Annotated in this window: 22 protein-coding genes; 16 read left to right on the forward strand and 6 right to left on the reverse strand. The window is 59.0% G+C overall.

Annotated elements, in window-relative coordinates; all coding sequences use genetic code 11:
• The first annotated feature begins 124 nt into the window (after window positions 1–124).
• From AACS24_RS04520 to AACS24_RS04535, 4 genes are all read left to right on the forward strand, one after another.
• Complete coding sequence (locus AACS24_RS04520) at window positions 125–1,132, forward strand: Fe(3+) ABC transporter substrate-binding protein (RefSeq protein WP_108572498.1); 1,008 nt, start codon at window positions 125–127, stop codon at window positions 1,130–1,132.
• Window positions 1,133–1,171: 39 nt separating this feature from the next.
• Window positions 1,172–2,797 carry an ABC transporter permease gene (locus AACS24_RS04525; RefSeq protein WP_108572499.1) on the forward strand — a complete coding sequence of 542 codons (1,626 nt, stop codon included), beginning with the start codon at window positions 1,172–1,174 and terminating at the stop codon, window positions 2,795–2,797.
• An 82-nt stretch (window positions 2,798–2,879) separates the two neighbouring features.
• Entirely contained in the window at window positions 2,880–3,914 is a 1,035-nt protein-coding gene (locus tag AACS24_RS04530) for an ABC transporter ATP-binding protein (RefSeq protein ID WP_108572500.1), read from the forward strand.
• A gap of 103 nt (window positions 3,915–4,017) precedes the next feature.
• On the forward strand, window positions 4,018–4,923 hold the full coding sequence (locus AACS24_RS04535) for a Dyp-type peroxidase (protein WP_108572501.1): 906 nt from the start codon (window positions 4,018–4,020) through the stop codon (window positions 4,921–4,923).
• Between the two features lie 325 nt (window positions 4,924–5,248).
• Here AACS24_RS04535 and argR read toward each other — a convergent pair whose 3' ends face one another.
• Window positions 5,249–5,719 carry a transcriptional regulator ArgR gene (gene argR, locus AACS24_RS04540; RefSeq protein ID WP_005340378.1) on the reverse strand — a complete coding sequence of 157 codons (471 nt, stop codon included), beginning with the start codon at window positions 5,717–5,719 and terminating at the stop codon, window positions 5,249–5,251.
• A gap of 203 nt (window positions 5,720–5,922) precedes the next feature.
• Here argR and AACS24_RS04545 point away from each other — a divergent pair, with 203 nt between their 5' ends.
• The 6 genes from AACS24_RS04545 (at window position 5,923) to AACS24_RS04570 (ending at window position 10,920) form a co-directional block, all read left to right on the forward strand.
• On the forward strand, window positions 5,923–6,663 hold the full coding sequence (locus AACS24_RS04545; RefSeq protein WP_108572502.1) for an ATP-binding cassette domain-containing protein: 741 nt from the start codon (window positions 5,923–5,925) through the stop codon (window positions 6,661–6,663).
• A gap of 24 nt (window positions 6,664–6,687) precedes the next feature.
• Complete coding sequence (locus tag AACS24_RS04550; RefSeq protein WP_108572503.1) at window positions 6,688–7,425, forward strand: transporter substrate-binding domain-containing protein; 738 nt, start codon at window positions 6,688–6,690, stop codon at window positions 7,423–7,425.
• Between the two features lie 3 nt (window positions 7,426–7,428).
• Window positions 7,429–8,079 carry an arginine ABC transporter permease ArtQ gene (artQ, locus tag AACS24_RS04555; protein WP_108572504.1) on the forward strand — a complete coding sequence of 217 codons (651 nt, stop codon included), beginning with the start codon at window positions 7,429–7,431 and terminating at the stop codon, window positions 8,077–8,079.
• Between the two features lie 3 nt (window positions 8,080–8,082).
• Window positions 8,083–8,745, forward strand: coding sequence for an arginine ABC transporter permease ArtM (gene artM / locus AACS24_RS04560; RefSeq protein ID WP_108572505.1), 663 nt, complete (start codon window positions 8,083–8,085; stop codon window positions 8,743–8,745).
• 220 nt (window positions 8,746–8,965) lie between these two features.
• A complete protein-coding gene (gene mdh, locus AACS24_RS04565) occupies window positions 8,966–9,901 on the forward strand; it encodes a malate dehydrogenase (protein WP_042030754.1) in 936 nt (311 codons plus the stop codon).
• 410 nt (window positions 9,902–10,311) lie between these two features.
• The gene (locus tag AACS24_RS04570; protein ID WP_033114058.1) at window positions 10,312–10,920 is read left to right on the forward strand and encodes a tetratricopeptide repeat protein; all 609 of its coding nucleotides are present in this window, start codon (window positions 10,312–10,314) and stop codon (window positions 10,918–10,920) included.
• Between the two features lie 99 nt (window positions 10,921–11,019).
• Here the strand turns inward: AACS24_RS04570 and hmpA are convergent, their stop codons facing one another.
• Complete coding sequence (gene hmpA, locus AACS24_RS04575) at window positions 11,020–12,213, reverse strand: NO-inducible flavohemoprotein (RefSeq protein ID WP_108572506.1); 1,194 nt, start codon at window positions 12,211–12,213, stop codon at window positions 11,020–11,022.
• Between the two features lie 113 nt (window positions 12,214–12,326).
• Here hmpA and AACS24_RS04580 point away from each other — a divergent pair, with 113 nt between their 5' ends.
• A complete protein-coding gene (locus tag AACS24_RS04580; RefSeq protein ID WP_033114060.1) occupies window positions 12,327–12,797 on the forward strand; it encodes an Rrf2 family transcriptional regulator in 471 nt (156 codons plus the stop codon).
• Window positions 12,798–12,837: 40 nt separating this feature from the next.
• Here AACS24_RS04580 and AACS24_RS04585 read toward each other — a convergent pair whose 3' ends face one another.
• Window positions 12,838–14,118, reverse strand: coding sequence for an HlyC/CorC family transporter (locus AACS24_RS04585; RefSeq protein WP_108572507.1), 1,281 nt, complete (start codon window positions 14,116–14,118; stop codon window positions 12,838–12,840).
• A 34-nt stretch (window positions 14,119–14,152) separates the two neighbouring features.
• Window positions 14,153–14,941 (reverse strand): cytochrome C assembly family protein, encoded by a 789-nt coding sequence (locus AACS24_RS04590; RefSeq protein ID WP_033114091.1) that lies wholly within the window; start codon window positions 14,939–14,941, stop codon window positions 14,153–14,155.
• Between the two features lie 203 nt (window positions 14,942–15,144).
• On the opposite strand from AACS24_RS04590, the gene ffh reads away from it, so the two are divergent.
• The 5 genes from ffh to rplS all read left to right on the forward strand — a co-directional run bounded on the left by ffh (window position 15,145) and on the right by rplS (window position 18,662).
• On the forward strand, window positions 15,145–16,521 hold the full coding sequence (gene ffh, locus AACS24_RS04595) for a signal recognition particle protein (RefSeq protein ID WP_005341384.1): 1,377 nt from the start codon (window positions 15,145–15,147) through the stop codon (window positions 16,519–16,521).
• 182 nt (window positions 16,522–16,703) lie between these two features.
• Entirely contained in the window at window positions 16,704–16,952 is a 249-nt protein-coding gene (gene rpsP / locus AACS24_RS04600) for a 30S ribosomal protein S16 (RefSeq protein WP_033114062.1), read from the forward strand.
• A gap of 24 nt (window positions 16,953–16,976) precedes the next feature.
• Complete coding sequence (gene rimM / locus AACS24_RS04605) at window positions 16,977–17,498, forward strand: ribosome maturation factor RimM (protein WP_033114063.1); 522 nt, start codon at window positions 16,977–16,979, stop codon at window positions 17,496–17,498.
• 34 nt (window positions 17,499–17,532) lie between these two features.
• A complete protein-coding gene (trmD, locus tag AACS24_RS04610) occupies window positions 17,533–18,282 on the forward strand; it encodes a tRNA (guanosine(37)-N1)-methyltransferase TrmD (RefSeq protein WP_108572508.1) in 750 nt (249 codons plus the stop codon).
• A gap of 32 nt (window positions 18,283–18,314) precedes the next feature.
• Window positions 18,315–18,662: a 50S ribosomal protein L19 gene (gene rplS, locus AACS24_RS04615; RefSeq protein ID WP_005308701.1), complete on the forward strand. Its 348-nt coding sequence runs from the start codon at window positions 18,315–18,317 to the stop codon at window positions 18,660–18,662.
• Window positions 18,663–18,758: 96 nt separating this feature from the next.
• Here rplS and AACS24_RS04620 read toward each other — a convergent pair whose 3' ends face one another.
• Together AACS24_RS04620 and mutH are read right to left on the reverse strand one after the other, a co-directional pair.
• Window positions 18,759–19,082: an isoamylase early set domain-containing protein gene (locus AACS24_RS04620; RefSeq protein ID WP_033114064.1), complete on the reverse strand. Its 324-nt coding sequence runs from the start codon at window positions 19,080–19,082 to the stop codon at window positions 18,759–18,761.
• An 80-nt stretch (window positions 19,083–19,162) separates the two neighbouring features.
• The coding region (gene mutH / locus AACS24_RS04625) for a DNA mismatch repair endonuclease MutH (protein ID WP_108572510.1) at window positions 19,163–19,749 on the reverse strand (587 nt) is incomplete at its 5' end.

The following is a 19,749-nucleotide window of genomic DNA, read 5'->3' on the forward strand; positions in this document are numbered from 1 at the left end:
TTTATTTATGGCGCGTTTAAATATGTGAACTTCCCCCGCCACTCCTCCTTGATCTCGCAATTGGAATATGCAGAATGCAAACGGAAATTGTTCTCACTCGATTTAGCAACTCAAGGAATGGATGATGAAAATGAAGATGCTGGCACTGGCTTTCTCTGCATTGGCAGCCCAGTCTGCGTTGGCGGCAGGAGAGGTGAATGTCTACTCCAACCGGCAGGATGAGCTGATCAAGCCCATCATCCAGCAGTTCGAGAAGGAATCGGGCATCAAGGTGAACGTGGTGTTCGCCAAAGAGGGGCTGAACGAGCGTCTGGAGCGGGAAGGCAAGCTCTCTCCGGCTGACCTGATGCTGACGACCGATATCAGCCGTCTGACCGATCTGGTAGACAAGCGGCTGGTGCAGCCGGTGGACAGCAAAATCCTGCAGGAGAACATCCCCGCCAGCTATCGCGATCCGGAGAACCGCTGGTTCGCCCTGACCACCCGGGTGCGTGCCATCTACTCCAGCAAGGATCGCCTCGGCAAGCTCGACACCATCAGCTACGAAGATCTGGCCAAGCCTGAATTCAAAGGGAAGATCTGCACCCGCAGCGGTAAGCATGAGTACAATGTGGCGCTGGTCTCCTCGATGATTGTCCATCACGGTATGGCTGAGACCAAAACCTGGCTGGAAGGGGTCAAGGCCAACCTGGCGCGCAAGCCGCAGGGCAACGACCGGGATCAGGTCAAGGCGATCAAGGATGGCATCTGTGACGTGTCGCTCGGCAACAGCTACTATCTGGGCGCCATGTTGAAAGATCCGGCGCAGAAGTCCTGGGCGGATGCGGTCTATATCAACTTCCCGAATCAGGCTGACCGCGGTGCCCACGTCAACGTGAGCGGCGTGGCCATGACCAAGTATGCCAAGAACAAAGACGCCGCCCAGAAGCTGATGGAGTTTCTGGCTGGTGACACCGCCCAGCACATGTATGCGGACGTGAATGCCGAGTATCCGGTCAAGGCTGGGGTCGAGCCTTCCGCCATGGTCAAGTCCTGGGGCAGTTTCAAGTCTGACGCGCTACCGGTCAGCGATTACGCCAAGCACCGCAAGGACGCCTTGCAGTTGCTGGATGAAGTGAAGTTCGACTTGTAATCAGATGGGGCCAACGGCCCCATCAACCTCTGTGGTCTCATGAAAAATTTTGGATGGATTACCGGCAGCTGGGCCACCGCCCTGCTGCTGGCTTTACCGGTTATTGCCCTTGTTTTCTCTGCCTTCTCGGCTGAGGGAGATCTGTTTCGCCACCTCGCCGATACCGTGTTGCTCGACTATCTGGCCAATACCCTGGGGCTGGTGGTCGGTGTGGTGCTGCTCAGCCTGCTGTTTGGCGTGCCGACCGCCTGGCTGGTGGCCATGTGTCAGGTGCCGGGGCGACGTGCCCTGCAGTGGGCCTTGATGCTGCCGATGGCGATGCCTTCCTATATCGTCGCCTACGTCTATACCGATCTGCTCGATTATTCGGGCCCGCTACAGGCCGGGTTGCGCGCTCTCTTTGGCTGGAACAGTCCGGCCGATTACTGGTTTCCGGCCATTCGCTCCCTTGGCGGCGCCGCCTGGGTGCTGGCGCTGGTGCTGTTCCCCTATGTCTATCTGCTGACCCGCGCCTCCTTTCTTGAGCAGTCGGTCAGCCTGATCCACTCCAGTCGCCTGCTCGGCTGTACCCCGTGGCAGAGCTTTCGCCGCCTCAGCCTGACGCTGGCGCGCCCCGCCATCATGGTCGCTGTATCGCTGGTTGCCATGGAGACGTTGGCTGACTTTGCCACCGTCCATTTCTTTGCCATCAACACCCTGACCACGGCGGTCTACGACACCTGGCTCGGCTACGGCAGTCTGGCCACTGCGGCCAAACTCTCTTGCCTGATGCTGCTGGCGGTGGTGCTGTTGATTGCGCTGGAGCGCCGCTCTCGCAGTCGGCAGCAGGTGTTCCAGAAGTCGATGGGTCATGAGCAGCCGCTGCGCTATCCACTCAAGGGGATGAGTCGTTGGCTGGCCGGTCTCTGGTGCTGGGGGCTGGTGCTGGCCGGTTTCGGCCTGCCGTTTGTCATCCTGCTCGATTACGGGGTGCGCTACTTCGAGTTGTCGTGGACGCCGGAGTTCGTCCGCTTCGCCGGCAACAGTCTGCTTATCTCGGCGCTGACAGCCCTGCTGGCGATGGGGATTGCCCTGCTGCTCGGCTTCTTCCGCCGTCTCGATGGCGGTTTCAAGAGTCTGCTGCCTCTGCGCATCGCCGCCATGGGCTACGCCATGCCGGGCACCGTGCTCGCCATCGGGGTGCTGGTGCCGCTCACCGCCCTCGATTTTGCCATCAACGATCTGGCCGAGTGGTTGGGGTGTCAGGGGCCGGGGCTACTGCTGACCGGCACCATCACCGCCATCGTGTTCGGCTATCTGGTGCGCTTCGTGGCCATCGCCATCGGCTCGGTGGAGAGCAGCATGGGCAAGATCTCCCCCAGCCTCGATATGGCGGCCCGATCTTTGGGGCAGGGGGATGGCGCCATGCTGCGGCGGGTCCATCTGCCGCTGGTGCGCCGCGGTCTGTTTGCCGGTGCCATGCTGGTGTTTATCGAATCCATGAAGGAGCTGCCCGCCGCCCTGCTGCTGCGGCCGTTCAACTTCGATACTTTGGCGACCCACGTCTACCAGTTCGTCTCGGACGAGATGCTGGAGCGCGGCGCGCTGGGGGCCATCGTCATCGTGCTGGTGGGGCTGTTGCCGCTGATCTGGGTCAACCGCACTCTGGACAGTCCGGGCCACTGAGTCGCCACGTCGGCCAATGAAATTGCATGCGGTGTGCTGAACCGAAAGGCCGCACGCCGCCAGAAACGAGAGGAAGTCAGCCTTGTCCTGTTTGCAGGTTGAAAATGTCAGCTGCCGTTACAACGGCCGCAATGTGCTGGAACAGCTCTCCCTGACGGTGGCAGACAACGAGATCGTCTGCTTGCTGGGGGCGAGTGGTTGCGGCAAAACCACGCTGCTCAAGGCCATCGCCGGCCTGCTGCCGCTGGCAGAGGGGACGATCCGCCTCGGCGATACCCTGCTCGACGGGCCGGATGCCAGCGTGCCGCCCGAGGTGCGCAACATCGGCATGATCTTTCAGGATTACGCCCTCTTCCCCCACCTGACGGTGGCCGACAACGTCGGCTTCGGCCTGACCAAACTTGAGCGCCGGGCCCGCCAGCAGCAGGTGGACGAGGCGCTGGCGCTGGTCAATCTGCAGGGGCTGGGGGATCGCTATCCACACCAGCTCTCCGGTGGTCAGCAGCAGCGGGTGGCCATCGCCCGGGCGCTGGTGTGTAAGCCGCGGCTGATGCTGCTGGATGAACCCTTCTCCAACATCGATACCCAGGTGCGGATGAAGCTGATCCTCGAGATCCGCGCCTTGCTCAAGCAGCAGGGGATCGGCGCCATCTTCGTCAGCCACAGCAAGGAGGAGGCGTTCGCCTTCGCCGACCGACTGGCGCTGTTTCGCGCCGGTCACATCGAGCAGGTGGGCCAGCCGGAGCAGCTCTATCGCCGCCCGCAAAACCGTTTCGTGGCGGAGTTTCTCGGCGGGGTCAACTATCTGGCGGCCGAGGTGGTCGACAGCCACTGCGTGCAGACGGCGCTCGGGGTCATCTGTGGCAGCGAGCCTCATGGCCGCGCGGTGGGCGAGCAGTTGCAGCTGATGCTTAGACCTCAGCAACTGCTACTGGAGAGCGCCGCGGAGGGCGAGCTCAAGGTGGTGGAGCAGCAGTTCCTCGGCCATCACTGCCGGGTGCTGTTCGAGTGTGGCGAGCTGCGGTTGGAGGCGAGCATTGGCGAGCCTCTTGAGGGGATGCGGGCCCGCATCCGGGTGGCGCCTCATACGCTGGTGTTGTTTGACCCTTTACCCTGAACGCGTGATATCGTCGTGAAATCAAAGAACTGGAGCTGCTCTGGTTTATAATCGCGCAACGCTAATAGCCCATAACGCTAACGCCTACTCAGGGGAGAGATATATGAAAGCCCAAGCCGGGATCTGCGCAGAGCCCAATCTGCACGCCCTCTATCTGATGTTCAATCGTACCGGCGATGCCGCCGAACTGGTCGGCCGTCTGGCCAAATTGCCCGCCCTGTGGCAGGCGGTCGCTGCCGATTTTCCCGATGCCGGTTTCAGCGGCTTGGTTGCCGTTGGCGCCGATGCCTGGGATGGGCTCTATCCTGCCGCCCGTCCGCCCCAGTTCCGCAGCTTTATGGCGCAATCCGCCAACGGTCAGGAAGCCCCCAACACCCCGTTTGATCTCTTCGTGCAGCTGCGTGCCGATCGGGTGGATGTGCTGCACCATGCCGGTCACCGCGTGATGGCGTTGCTGGCCGGATTGGTAGAGCTGGCCGAAGAGGTGCGCGGTTTCCGCAATCTGGATTGCCGCGACCTGACCGGTTTCGTCGATGGCACCGAGAACCCGCAGGATGAGCATCGCGCCGAAGTGGCGCTGCTGGCCGATGGCGAGTTTGCCGGTGGCTCCTACATTCACGTCCAGCGCTGGGTACACGCCATGAGCGACTGGGAGAAGCTGGCGCAGAAAGAGCAGGAAGACATCATCGGTCGTACCAAGCCCGACAATATCGAGTATGAGTCTGACGCCAAGCCGCTGACTGCCCATATCAAGCGGGTCAACCTCAAGACCCCGAAAGGGGAGTCCATGGAGATCCTGCGCCAGAGCATGCCCTGGGGCACCATGCGCGAGCAGGGACTCTACTTCATCTCCTGTTGCCGCACTCAGCAGCACTTCAACGCCATGCTGGCCAGTATGTACAAGGGAGAGGGCAGCCACTTCGACCACCTGCTGCGCTTCACCAAGGCAGTGACCGGCGCGGCCTTCTTCGCCCCATCGGAAGGTTTTTTGATGGCACAGGGCAAATAATACCGGGCGTGATAGCGGCACGCGTTTTCCCCCTTGCGCGCTAAAGTGCGCAAGGGTGGGGGAGTCCGATTTGAAAGATATCGGGCATCGGCTGTTGGCTGTCATGGTCGGGGCGGGCTGTACGCAGGTGGTGAGATTGTTTCACTGGCGCAGCAGCTACCCGTTTTTAGTCCGGGTTATTTGCAACAATCTGCGTAGACAACGACGTGGTGACGGCATAGAGAGGGGGCAGAACAGACTCCCGATCTTGTGGCTCACCAAACAAAAATCCCGGCCAAGGCCGGGATTTTTCGTTCTGGCGTGACCGCGATGACGCGGTAGACCATTACGGAGTCTGTTCGAACAGCTCTAGGGCGGAGAGGTAGAGCTCTTCGATATCGGTGTCGCTGGTCGGGGTGATGAAGATGGTGTCGTCACCGGCGATGGTACCGAGGATCCCCTCTGCCTTGCCGAGGGAGTCGAGCAGGCGGGCGATCAGTTGGGCTGCGCCCGGGCTGGTGTGGATCACTACCAGTGCGCCGTTGTGGTCGACATCCAGCACCAGATTCTTGAGCGGACTGGAGGTGGTGGGCACGCCCAGTTCCACCGGCAGGCAGTAGACCATCTCCATCTTGGCGTTGCGGGTGCGAACGGCGCCGAAGCGGCTCAGCATGCGCGATACCTTGGACTGGTTGATGTTCTCGAAGCCCAGTTCTTGCAGGGCAGTGACGATCTCTGCCTGGGAGCCAAAGCGCTCTTCTTTCAGCAAGGCTTTAAAGGCCTTGGCCAGTTTTTCTTGCTTGTCGTTATGTTTCATCTTGGTCTCACGAATGAGGAGGTGTGGCGGCCTGTTTCAGAGCCAGGCGGCAGATACGAACAGCGTGGCTATTTTGCATTCATATGCCGTTTTTTGCAAGGAAGCGGCGCTTGTTCTGCATATTGATTCAAAAATGGCTTGCATCAACCTTTATAAGGGATAGAATCGGGACGAAATTTTGAAAACTTATTCAATTGGGCTGTATGGGTATTGAATTAATAGGTATCGAGAAGTCCTGGCACAAGGTGCCGGTACTGCAACAGGTGAGCTTTCGGACATCCCCCGGTGAGACCTTGGTACTGCTGGGCCCGAGCGGTGCAGGCAAGAGCTCGCTGCTACGCATGATGAACCTGCTGGACACCCCGGATGCCGGTGTTCTGCGCATAGGGGAAAATGAATTTTCTTTCCCGAGCTCCCTCTCCGCTGCCGAATTCAATCGCCAGTCCCAACTGCTGCGCCGCAAGGTGGGCATGGTGTTCCAGCAGTACAATCTCTGGCCACACCTCACCGTGATGGAGAATCTCATCGAAGCGCCGGTCAAGGTGCTGGGCATGAGCAAGGAGGCGGCCATCGAGAAGGGCGCCTATCTGCTGGCCCAGCTGCAACTGGCCGACAAGCGCGATGCCTGGCCGGCACGCCTCTCCGGCGGTCAGCAGCAGCGGGTGGCCATTGCCCGCACCCTGATGATGGATCCGGAAGTGCTGCTGTTTGACGAGCCGACTGCCGCCCTCGATCCCGAGATCACCAAGGAGGTGGCCGAGATCATCCGCACCCTGAGCCAGACCGGCATCACCCAGGTGGTGGTGACCCACGAGGTCGACTTCGCCCGCAAGGTCGCCAGTCAGGTGATCTATCTGGAGAAAGGGCGGATCATCGAGTCCGGCTCCGCCGCCATTTTCCAATCCCCGCAAACCAGCCGGTTTGCCGAATTCTTGATGCATTGATACTGAATCGATAAGGAAGCTGTCATGAAAAAGAGTCTGTTGCTGGTCGCAGCCATGGGGTTGCTGAGCACCTCCGTACTAGCCAAAGAGATCAAGTTCGCCACCGAGGCCACCTACGCACCGTTCGAATATCTGGACGACAAGAACGAGTTTCAGGGTTTTGACATCGACCTGGCGCACGCCATCTGCGAGCAGGCCAAGCTGGAGTGCAGCTTCCACAACCAGGCCTTTGACAGCCTGATCCCCAGCCTGAAATTTCGTCGCTATGACGCAGCCATCGCCGCCATGGACGTGACCCCGGAGCGGGCTGCGCAGGTCGATTTCTCCGACATCTACTACCAGAACTCTGCCGTGTTCGTGGCCAAAAAAGGCGCCTTCAAGGGGCCGGAAGGGTTGGTAGACAAGACGGTCGGCGTGCAGAACGGCACCTCTCACCAGTCCTATCTGGTGGATAACTGGGTGAGCAAGGGTCTGCTGACCGTGCCCTACGCCAGCTACCAGAGCGCCTTCCTCGACATGATGAACGGCCGTACCGACGGCGTGTTTGCCGATACCGCCGTCGCTGCCGACTGGCTGAAGCAGCACAAGGAGTACGCCGTGGTGGGTGCTCCGGTGACCGATGCCAAGTACTTCGGTACCGGCTTTGGCATCGCGGTGGCCAAGGGCAATCAGGAGTTGCTGACCCAGCTGAACAAGGGGCTGGCCGATATCAAGGCCAATGGCACCTATCAGAAGATCTTCGACAAATACTTCGCGCACTAAGCCATGTTGAGCCTGTTGTTGGATGCAGCCTGGATGACCCTCGGGCTGGCCCTGGCATCCCTGGTCGGGGGCATGGTATTGGCACTGGCGTTCAGTGCGGCTGAGCTGAGCAAGCAGCGCGCTCTGGTGTGGCCGGTGGCCACCCTCACCACCCTGATCCGCGGGTTGCCCGAGCTGTTGGTGGTGCTGTTCATCTACTTTGGCTCGACCCAGGTGCTGTTTCTCATCACCGGCGAGTATGTGGAGTTCAGCCCGTTCGCCTGCGGCGTGCTGGCGCTCTCCCTGCTGTTTGCCAGCTATGCGACCCAGACCCTGCGGGCGGCGCTCAATGCGGTACCCTCAGGGCAGCGGCTGGCGGCGCTGGCGCTCGGCCTTGGCAAGCGTCACATCTTCTTTCGCATCGTGTTGCCGCAGGCGTGGCGTCACGCCCTGCCGGGCCTCGGCAACCAGTGGCTGGTGCTGCTGAAAGACACCGCGCTGGTGTCGCTTATCGGGGTGAACGAAATGATGCGTCAGGCCCAGATGGCCTCGGCCAGTACCTATCAGCCCTTCACCTGGTATGCCGCCGCCGCCCTCATCTATCTGGCCATCAGCCTGGTGAGCGAGTATGGCCTCGGCCTCGCGGCCCGCTACACCCGTCGCTACGGAGGTTAATCGATGCAAGAGTATCTTGTGACCCTGCTGGGGGGCTTGCTCACCACGCTGGAGCTGACCCTGTTCAGCCTGCTGCTCGGCTTTGTGCTGGCGGCCCTGATGACCTGGGTGCTGGAGTTGCGGCTGCCGGTAGCGACCCAGCTGGTGCAGCTGTGGGTGTTGATCTTCACCGGTACGCCGCTGCTGATCCAGATCTTCCTTATCTACTACGGGCCGGGTCAGTTCGAGTGGCTTAAAGAGAGCCCGCTCTGGCCGCTGCTCAAGCAGCCATGGTTCTGTGCCGTGCTGGCGCTGGGCCTCAACACGGCGGCTTACTCCACCCGTCTGTTCAAGGGGGCGCTCGACGCTATTCCTGCCGGTGAGGTGGAGGCGTGCCGTGCGCTCGGTTTTAACGGTCGTCAGACCCTCTGGATGAAGGTGCGCCATGCCGCCCGTCATCTGGTGCCCGCCTACTCCAACGAGGTGATCCTGGTGCTCAAGGGGAGTTCCCTCGCCAGTACCATCACCATCATGGACATCATGGGGCTGGCGCAGGGGCTCAATGCCCAGACCTATGACACCCTTGCCGTCTTCGGCGTCGCGGGGGCCCTCTACCTCACCATGAACGGATTGTTAACAATTGGTTTTCGCTGGTGTGAAAAGCGGGCGTTGGCATTCCAGGTCTGAGTCGGCATAACTACCTCTTTATGGGAGGGTGAAGTGCAGAAAAACTGTGCTTCCCCTCCAATTTTTTGGATTTTTCCCCATTTTTATTCGCTGCCTGTTTCTTGGCTCACATAACCCGTGACTGCAACTGTTATCAGATTGTTTTTTATGGGGGGATCCATTAAGGTTGGGCGCACAAGAACAAATAACCTTAAACCTACGCTTAAACATGGAGTTGATCATGAAAGTTGCCGTTCTGGGTGCCGCTGGTGGCATCGGTCAAGCCCTTGCTCTGCTGTTGAAAAACCGTCTGCCGGCCGGCTCCGAGCTGAGCCTGTATGACATTGCCCCGGTCACTCCGGGCGTAGCCGTAGATCTCAGCCATATTCCTACCGACGTCGCCATCAAGGGTTTCTGCGGTGAAGATCCGACTCCTGCGCTGGTTGGTGCCGACGTGGTGCTGATCTCTGCCGGTGTGGCGCGCAAGCCGGGTATGGATCGCTCCGACCTGTTCAACATCAACGCCGGTATCGTCAAGAATCTGGTCGAGAAGTGTGCGGCAGCCTGCCCGAAAGCGCTGATCGGCATCATCACCAACCCGGTCAACACTACCGTCGCCATCGCCGCCGAAGTGCTGAAGAAAGCAGGTGTCTATGACAAGCGTCGCCTGTTCGGTGTCACCACTCTGGACGTGATCCGCGCCGAGACCTTCGTCGCCGCCGCCAAAGGGCTGAACGTGGACAAGGTTCGCGTCAACGTGATCGGTGGCCACAGTGGTGTGACCATTCTGCCGCTGCTCTCCCAGATTGAAGGCGCCTCCTTCACTGCCGAAGAAGTGGCCGCCATGACCAAGCGTATTCAGAACGCCGGTACCGAAGTGGTTGAAGCCAAGGCCGGTGGCGGTTCCGCCACCCTCTCCATGGGTCAGGCTGCCTGCCGTTTCGGTCTGTCGCTCATCAAGGGCCTGCAGGGCGAAGCCAACGTTATCGAGTGTGCCTATGTTGAAGGCAACGGCGAACACGCTACCTTCTTTGCACAGCCGATCCTGCTGGGCAAGAACGGTGTTGAAACCGTGCTGGACTACGGCAAGCTGAGTGCCTTCGAGCAGGAAGCGATGGAAGGGATGCTGGCCACCCTGAAAGCCGATATCCAACTGGGGGTCGACTTCGTCAAATAAGCGGCATGACCGCATCAAAAGGGAGCTTCGGCTCCCTTTTGCATTGTTGGACTCCCGCCAGCTTAAGGAGATGGGGGTTGTGGCCGATAACAGAGAGCAGCAGGAGATCCCTTATGATGAAACCCCTTACCCTTCTCTCCCTTATCTGTCTGGCTGGCGCGCCCCTTTATGCCGCCGAGCCGGTGCCGGCTGCCTCGGCTGCTCCCGCCACCGCTGGCGAAACGGTGCCCGCATCAGCGGCGACTGCTACTCCGGCTCCCGTGTTGTTGCCAGCTGAAGCGGCGGCACCTGCTCCCGCAGCTACCGGTGAGGCGGCTCCGTCGGCAGCGGTGACTGCGGCCCCTGCGCCTGTGCTGCTGCCAGCCGATCCTGTGGTACCAGCTCCGGCTACAGAGCCCGCTTCAGCTCCTGTGCCAGCCGCGCCACCTGCCGAACCGGCGCCTTCGGTGGCACCTTTGAATACCGGCGACCTGCAGGCGGTGGCCATCTATCGTCAGGACGAGCTGCTCAACTGGATCGAGCAGGGACGCCACCTCACTCAGGTGAAACAGGATCGCTGCCAGTTGACTCAGGATATCGAGGCGCGGGCGTCGGTGATGAAGATCCCGGCTTACCAATTCCTCTGGGGGGATATGCTGGCCTGGGGCGTCTGTACCAAGTCCAACGCCGAGCTGGGTGTGCAATATATGTGGGAGGCGGCCAATCAGGGGCTGGCTCCCGCGCTGGAGCAGCTGGGCCGTTACTACTGGAAAGGGACGCTGGTGCAGAAGGATCTGGTTCGCGCCGAGACGCTGATGCGTGAAGCGGCCAGCCTCGGTTTTCTGCGGGCTCGCATGGAGTGGGTCGAGATGCTGCTGCAGGGGATGGGGAGCCCGCTCGATTACGAGGATGCCTACCGTTGGCTGCACGGCTCCGTTATCGGTGACAAAGCCCTGCATCAGAAGGCTGCCAGTCTGCTGAGCCGGCTTGGCAACCGGATGCCGGCCAACGTGGTGGCCCGCGCCAAGGCGATGCACTGATCCAAAAAAATGACCCACAGGTCTGCACCTGTGGGTCCGGTTCCTGCCGCCGTGCCATGACAGGCTGGAACCTCCTTTCGTTATATGGCTACCCGGATGTTATAGATCTTGGTGGGGGCCAAAAACTTCGTAATGGAGCTGGCTTGCGGGAACCCCGGCCTCAATCAGCTGTCGTTTCACCTCTTGCATGAAACCGAGCGGGCCACAGAAGTAGTAGTGGGCCTGCGGTGTGATGCGCTTCTTCACCGCGTTCAGATCCATGGTGCCGGTGAAGTCGTAATCCTCTCCCTGCTTGTCGCTCTCTGCGGGCTCCCGATACCAGATCCGGCTGACCAGATTGGTGTGCTGGCTGATTTTGCTGCGGATATCTTCCCGGAAAGTGTGGACACGACCATCTTCGCAGGCGTGCAGCCAGGTGATGCCGGCCTGATGGCCGCTCGCCAGCAGCTGGTTGAGCATGCTCATCATGGGTGTGAGACCGACCCCGGCCGAGAGCAGCACGACCGGCGTCTGGCTATCCGCTTTCAGGTAGAAATCACCGGTGGGTGGCATCACTTCAATCTTGTCGCCCGCTTGCAGCCGGTCGTGCAGCAGGTTGGAGACCTGACCCTGCGGCTCGCGCTTGACGCTGATGCGATAGTCGCGGCCATTTGGTGCATCCGAGAGCGAATACTGGCGGATTTCGTGATGCTCGAGCTCGGGGTGAACCAGCTTGACGCTGAGGTATTGGCCCGGCTGGAAGGTCAGCACCGGCTTGCCATCTTCCGGTGTCAGTAGGAAGGAGGTGATAAGCTCGCTCTCGGCTCGCTTCTCCTTGATGATGAAGGTGCGGGTGCCTTGCCAGCCGCCGGCCTGGCTCGCCTTCTCCTGATAGATCTCCCGCTCGCGGCCGATGAAGATGTCGGCTAGCACGCCATATGCCTTGCCCCATGCCTCCAGCACCTCGTCAGTGACCGCACTTCCGCCCAATTCTTTGAGCGTGGCCAAGAGATGACTACCTACAATGTGATATTGTTCTGGCTGGATCAGGAATCCGGTATGCTTGTGGGCAATCCGCTCGACCGCGCCGGCCAGCACCCCCAGATTGTCGATATTTTTGGCGTAGGCAGCGACGGCGTTGAACAGCGCCAGTGGCTGACCACCACTGCGCTGATGGGCCAGATTGAAGATATCTTTCAGCTCCGGGTTATGGCTGAACATCCGCTGGTAGAAGTGCTGCGTTAGCGCCGGGCCGGCTGATTCAAGCAGAGGAATGGTGCTTTTGATGACGGCAATGGTGGTTTGGTCTAGCATAGGGAGCCTCGTCGTTAATTGAACATCTAAAATACCATTTAATAAGTGGCATCCTAGATGTTTATTTGATTTGAATCAATACTCCACTTTTCGCATCGCGCTAATCAGGCTTTATGAGACTAACCAGTTATACAGATTTCGGATTGAGAGCCCTGCTCTACCTTGCCACCCTGCCGGAAGGGGAGCTCTCGAGCGTAGCCAAGGTCTCTGCCTTGTACGACGTTTCTCGCAACCACATGGTGAAGGTGGTCAATCAGCTGGTAAAGCTGGGCTATCTGCAATCCCAGCGTGGCAAGAACGGGGGGATCCGCATGGCGTGCGATCCCGCCACCATCAACATCGGGCAGGTGATACGGGCGCTGGAAGGTAATCTGGACGGGATAGATTGTGGCTCGCCCGCCTGTCACATCGTCTCTGTCTGTCTGCTCAAGAATGCGCTGAAAGAGGCGATGGATGCGTTTCTGGCGGTGATGGACAGCTATACGCTGCAGGATTTGCTGGCCAATCGTGACGAGCTGCAGAGAGTGTTTGGCGAGTTGATCCCGACGCTGGTGCTGGAGCCGGATGACGAAGATGAACAGTGAAGAGAAACAATGAAAAAGGGCTGCCAGTGGCAGCCCTTTTTCAATTCTGCGGTACTGTGGCAGCCCGGTAGGAAGCCGGCATGATCCGCGCCATTTTGACCATGTTGTTCTCGACTTCGAGGATCTCGATGGGGTAGCCCGCCAGCCGGATCCCGATATTGGGCTGGGGGATCTCCTCCAGATATTCGAGGATCAGGCCGTTGAGGGTACGCGGCCCGTCGATGGGCAGATGCCAGTTCATCTCCTTGTTCAGTTCGCGAATGCTGGCTGACCCCTCCACCAGGAACGAACCGTCCGGCTGGGGATGGATCTCGTCGCTCGGGGTCGGCGTCATGGAGGTGGTGAAGTCGCCCACTATCTCTTCCAGAATATCGTCCAGGGTGATCAGCCCCTGAATGTCGCCATATTCGTCGACGATCAGGCCAATTCGCTCCTTGTTGCGCTGGAATTTGGCCAGCTGCACGTTGAGCGGCGTACCTTCCGGAATGAAGTAGATCTCGTCCACTTCCCGCAGCAGGCTCGACTTGTTGAACTGATCCCGAGCCATCAACCGCAGAGCGTCGCGGGCGTGGAGAAAGCCCACTACGTCGTCGATGCTGTCGCGATAGAGCAGGATCTTGGTGTGGGCACAGTGGGCCAGCTGGCGCTGGATGCTCTTCCAGTCGTCATTGATATCGATGGCGTAGATATCGCTGCGTGGCACCATGATGTCCTCGACCAGCATCTTGTCCAGATCCAGAATGCTGAGCAGCATCTCCTGATGGCGCTGGGGGATCAGGCTGCCCGCCTCGTTGACTATGGTACGCAGCTCCTCGGTGTTGAGGGAGTCATCCTTGTTTGGCGTGATCTTCAGCATCTTGAGCAGACCGCCGGTGATACCGTTGATCAGCCAGACCAGCGGGGAGAGTGGCACCATCAGCCCCTTGAGGATCCAGGAGGCGGGGTAGGCAATCTTCTCGGGGAACATGGCGGCCAGCGTCTTGGGGGTCACTTCACCGAATACCAGCACTACCAGGGTCAGGCCAAAGGTGGCAACCGCGACACCGAGATCGCCGAACAGCCTGATACAGACGATGGTGGCAATGGCGGAGGCGAGGATATTGACTAGGTTGTTGCCGATAAGGATGAGGCCGAGCAGCCGATCCGGGCGTGACAGCAGCTTCTCTACCCGACGGGCCGCCTTGTGTTTGGTCTGTGCCAGATGCCGCAGCTTGTAGCGGTTGATGGACATCAGACCGGTTTCGGAACTGGAGAAGAAGGCGGATAGAAGGATCAAGATAACGAGAACAATCAGTAGTGTGCTCGTTGAGATGCTGTCCAAAAAGGGCTCCTGTAGATGGTGTGACTAACGGTTATCAGCTCAGCAGCACTTCTTTGACGAAGCGGCTGCCGAAATAGGCCAGGGTCAGGATGACGCTGCCGATCAGGCTCAGGGTGACCACCTTGCGGCCACGCCAGCCATAGGTGTGATGGCCCCACAAGAGCAGCACGTAGATGCACCATGCGATGATGGAGAGCACGGCCTTGTGGGATTTACCCTGGGCGAACATGTCTTCGAGGAAGAAGAGCCCCGAGGCGATGGAGAGGGTCAGCAGCAGCACGCCGGCGGAGATGAGCTGGAACAGCCGCTTCTCGACGGTCATCAAGGGGGGCATGGCTGGCAACTGGCTGATCTTTCTCGACTTGAGCTGCTTGTCCAGACAGGCGAGCTGAAGGGCAAAGAGGCAGGCGATCATCAATACCGAGTAGGCCATCAGCGCCAGACCGATATGCAGCAACAGCTGGGGATGGGCCTCAAGATGGGTGATATAGCGCCCGGGTATGAGGGCACTGGCCGCCAGCAGCAGCGCCGAAAAGCTGTAGACCACCGGCAGCAGGATCCAGCCGTTGAAGCGGCGGGTAATGCAGGTCATGAAGGTGCTGATGATCAGACTCACCAGAGAGGCCACGTTGAGCATGCTCAGGTTCTGGCCGGAGCCTTGCAACACCTCGGTTCCGAGGGCGGTAGCGTGGGCGATCAGGGCCAGTCCGATGCAGGCAAAGAGGGAGCGCTGTCCTACCGGCTTGGCGCTCAGTAACAGATGCAGGGAGGCGATGATGGCCAGCAGATAAAACGCCAGGGCCAGAACAGAGATTACGATCATAACCAGGTCGTTGATGCACAAGCTTTTGAGGGTAAGAGGGGCAGTATACCTTGCACGCGAAATGCTCGCCAGTTGTGCAATGGCCGATCCGCCCATATATAGGGATGAAGCATCGATGAGCGGCAGTGCGGCGAATAATCGTCCTCGCGGCTGCTCTGGGTTATAATGCCCCCCATTTACAACGCCAAGAACCGGAATGCGTCATGTTTGAGAATTTGACTGAACGACTCTCGCGCACCTTGCGCAATGTCAGTGGCCGCGGCCGCCTGACCGAAGAGAACATCAAGGAAACCCTGCGCGAAGTCCGCATGGCGCTGCTCGAGGCGGACGTCGCCCTGCCGGTCGTGCGTGATTTCGTGGCGCGCGTCAAAGAGCGTGCCGTCGGCCAGGAAGTGGCCAAATCCCTGAGCCCGGGTCAGGCGTTCATCAAGATTGTGCACGGCGAACTGGTCACCGTAATGGGTGAGGCCAACGAGCAGCTCAATCTGGCTGCCCAACCGCCCGCCATCATCCTGATGGCCGGTCTGCAGGGTGCCGGTAAAACCACCACGGTCGGCAAACTGGCCAAGCTGCTCAAAGAGCGCAACAAGAAGAAGGTGCTGGTAGTCAGTGCCGACGTTTACCGCCCTGCGGCGATCAAGCAGCTGGAAACCCTGGCGGGCGATATCGGCGTCGACTTCTTCCCGAGCGATGCCAGCCAGAAGCCGGTTGCCATCGCGACTGCCGCCATCGATCAGGCGCGCAAGAAATTCTATGACGTGGTGATCGTCGATACCGCCGGTCGTCTGCACGTCGATAGCGAGATGATGGCCGAGATCCAGGATCTGCACGCCACCATCAAACCGGTCGAGACCCTGTTCGTGGTGGATGCCATGACCGGTCAGGATGCCGCCAACACCGCTAAGGCGTTCAACGAAGCGCTGCCGCTCACCGGCGTGATCCTCACCAAGGCGGACGGCGACGCCCGCGGCGGCGCAGCCCTGTCGGTACGCCATATCACCGGCAAACCGGTCAAGTTCATCGGTATGGGTGAGAAGACCGACGCGCTGGAGCCGTTCCATCCGGATCGTCTTGCCTCCCGTATCCTCGGCATGGGCGATGTGCTCTCTCTGATCGAAGAGGTCGAGCGCAACGTCGATAAAGAGAAGGCTGCCAAGCTGGCCAGCAAGGTCAAGAGCGGCAAAGGCTTCGATCTGGAGGACTTTCGCGAGCAGCTGGCCCAGATGCGTAACATGGGCGGCATGATGGGGATGCTGGACAAGCTGCCCGGTATGTCCGGTCTGCCGGACAACATCAAGGATCAGATGGATGACAAGCTCACCGTGCGAATGGAGGCCATCATCAGCTCCATGACGCCGAAAGAGCGCGCTCACCCTGACCTCATCAAGGGCTCCCGCAAGCGTCGTATCGCCGCAGGCTCCGGCATGCAGGTGCAGGACGTGAACAAGCTGCTCAAGCAGTTCACCGAGATGCAGCGCATGATGAAGAAGATGTCCGGCAAGGGCGGCATGCGCAAAATGATGAGTCAGATGAAGAACATGCTGCCACCGGGATTTGGTGGCGGTCGTGGCCCGTTCTGATTATCCGCGCTAACGTATTGCATGAGGGTCTGCCACCGGCAGACCCTTTTCATTGCTGCTCTGCGCAAAAAATGGCTGGCTTGGTTGCATTTATTACGAATCCAAGTAGAATTATGCGGCTTATTTTAAGCTAGGGTCCGCGTGTTTGCGGGCCTTGTTCATTAGATGTTAATGAGGACGATATGGTAACCATTCGTTTACAACGTGGTGGCGCGAAAAAGCGTCCGTTCTACCAGGTAGTAGTTGCTGACAGCCGTAACGCCCGCGACGGTCGTTTCATCGAGCGCGTTGGTTTCTTCAACCCGGTTGCTGCTGGTCAAGCTGAAAAGCTGAACCTGGACCTGGCTCGTATCGAGCATTGGGTTGCTACTGGTGCCGCTGTTTCTGAGCGCGTTGCCAAGCTGATCAAAGACGCTGCCAAAGCTGCTTAATCAGTCAAACGGTAAGGAGTTAAGGTGGAAAAACCTGTAGTTCTGGGCACCCTGGGTACCGTATACGGCATCAAGGGGTGGCTTAAAGTGAACTCCTTCACCGATGTTGCCGAAGCGATTTTCGATTACAACCCCTGGCTGATTAATCAGAACGGGGCGTGGCGTGAAATTCGGGTTTCATCCTGGAAACGTCACAACAAGGGTCTGATCTGCAAACTCGATGGTATCGATGTGCGCGAGGATGCCCTGGCATTGACCAATGTCGAGATTGGCGTAGCCGCCGATCTGTTGCCTGCGTTGCCCGAGGGCGAGTTCTACTGGCGTGACCTGATTGGTTGCTCGGTAGTGACCACCAAGGGATACGACCTGGGCAAGGTGACCGAATTGATGGAAACCGGCTCCAACGATGTGTTGGTGGTTGAGGCCAATGTAAAAGATGCCTTTGGTGCAAAGGAGCGGTTGATTCCGTTCCTGGAAGAGCAGGTGATCAAGAATATTGATCTGACTGCTCGAACAATCGAAGTTGATTGGGATCCTGGTTTCTAGTTTCCCGCGGTAACACGAGTGCCGGAGGTTTCTTATGTGGATTGGGGTGATTAGCCTCTTCCCTGAAATGTTCCGAGCCATTACCGAGCACGGGGTAACGGGTCGGGCCGTCAAGAGTGGCCTGCTGCAGATTGAGTGCTGGAACCCTCGGGACTTTACCCACGACAAACACCGTACGGTCGATGATCGTCCTTATGGTGGTGGGCCCGGCATGTTAATGATGGTTCAGCCGCTGCGTGACGCGATTCATGCAGCCAAGCAAGCGGCGGGAGACGGGGCGAAAGTCATCTATCTCTCCCCTCAGGGACGCAAGCTGACTCAAGCGGGCGTAACCGAGTTGGCGACGAATCAGAAACTGATTCTGGTAGCCGGTCGATACGAAGGTATTGATGAACGCGTGATACAAACCGAAGTCGACGAAGAGTGGTCTATCGGGGATTACGTGTTAAGTGGTGGCGAGTTGCCTGCCATGACTCTGATCGATGCGGTTTCGCGTCTGGTTCCAGGAGTCTTGGGTGATCAGGCCAGTGCCGAGCAGGACTCCTTTACGGATGGCTTGCTGGATCATCCCCACTATACTCGGCCGGAGGTGTTGGATGGGCTGGCGGTGCCCGAGGCGCTGACAAGCGGCAATCACGAAGTGATTAGGCGCTGGCGTCTCAAGCAATCGCTCGGACGAACCTGGCAAAGAAGGCCGGAACTTATTAACAACCTAGCTCTGACTGACGAGCAAGAATCACTTCTTGCCGAGTATGTCCGCGAAGTGTGTGACAGCGTTAAGTAGAGTTTTCAGTTTATCCTAGGTAAGGAAAGACAATGAGCAAGATTATTCAGCAGCTTGAACAAGAGCAAATGCGTACCGACATCCCGGCTTTTGCCCAGGGCGACACCGTACGTGTTCAAGTTCGTGTTAAAGAAGGTGGTAAAGAGCGTCTGCAGGCTTTCGAAGGCATCGTAATTGCCAAGCGTAACCGCGGTCTGCACTCTGCTTTCACCGTTCGCAAGATCTCCAACGGCGAAGGTGTTGAGCGTGTATTCCAGACTCACTCTCCGCTGATCCACAGTGTAGAACTGAAGCGTCGTGGTGATGTTCGCCGCGCCAAACTGTACTACCTGCGCAACCTGTCCGGTAAAGCTGCTCGTATCAAAGAGAAGCTCAACTAATTCGATTCGAATTGGTGTCGATTTATCGACAGGTAGTGAAAAGGCTCGCCAATGGCGAGCCTTTTTTGTATCCGTCTATTGGCTATCTGGTTGCCGTTACTGGATCACTCGTACCACCGAGTTGTCACGGCCGTAGGGGCTGGGTACGTAGGCATCAGCTTGCCAGTCATTCTCGTAAAGGGTCTCTCCCTCCGGAGTGATGAACTGGTAGCAATACTCGAAACTCTCCGGTCCGTCGGTCGGCAGGTTGAGGGTGGCCTTGAACTCGCCGCTCTTCATGCGCTTCAGCTCGACCGGTTGCCACTGGGTGAACTCGCCGATCAGCATCACCTGTTCTGCGCCTGCTGCGGCCTCCTTCTCGACGGCGAAGGTCACCTTCACCTCTGGTTTGGACTTGAGAAACTGCTTGGTAAGTGGCATGACGCCTCCTTGTCTGTGAGTTAAAAATGGCTCCTGCCTATTTTTATACCACCTTATGACAAAGATGTTGATAAAGCAGATCAAACTGGCAAGGCAAAATAGCGTTGCAGCAGGCTGTGGGTGAAATCGATCTTGAGATAGAAACCGCGCGGCAGGGTCATAATGGGTTGACCATCGCGACCGATGGCGCGAGTCAGCGCCTTGTTGTTGGCGGCCTTGGGGCGCAGCTGCATCACCTGGCCGTGGCGTGCGCTGATCTGCTCCACCTCGCCCAGCACGATCATGTCCATCAGCTCTTCCCAGTCCTGGCGCAGTAGCTGATCTTCCTCCTCGCTGGGGCTCCACATCAGCGGCATCCCCACCCGCCGCTCGCCAACCGGGATCTCGCGGCTCCCCTCGACCGGGATCCAGAGCACCCGTGACAGCTTGTTGCGCACGTTGGACTCCTCCCAGCGCTGACCGCTGACGCCGATCAGCGGCGCGACGCAGACAAAGGTGGTTTCCAGCGGTCGGCCCTGAGGATCGACCGGGATCGTCTTGAGCTCGATGCCGAGATCCGGAAAGTCCTGCTCCGGCTTGCTGCCGGCACTGGCCCCCAGCTGCAGCTCAATCAACTGGCCCACCCACCCCTTGTCCCGGCGCAGATCTTTGGGTACCGCCACACCTA

Origin of the sequence: Aeromonas sp. HMWF016 (assembly GCF_963878195.1) — a bacterium.
In the GTDB taxonomy this organism is placed as follows: Bacteria; Pseudomonadota; Gammaproteobacteria; order Enterobacterales; family Aeromonadaceae; genus Aeromonas; species Aeromonas lacus.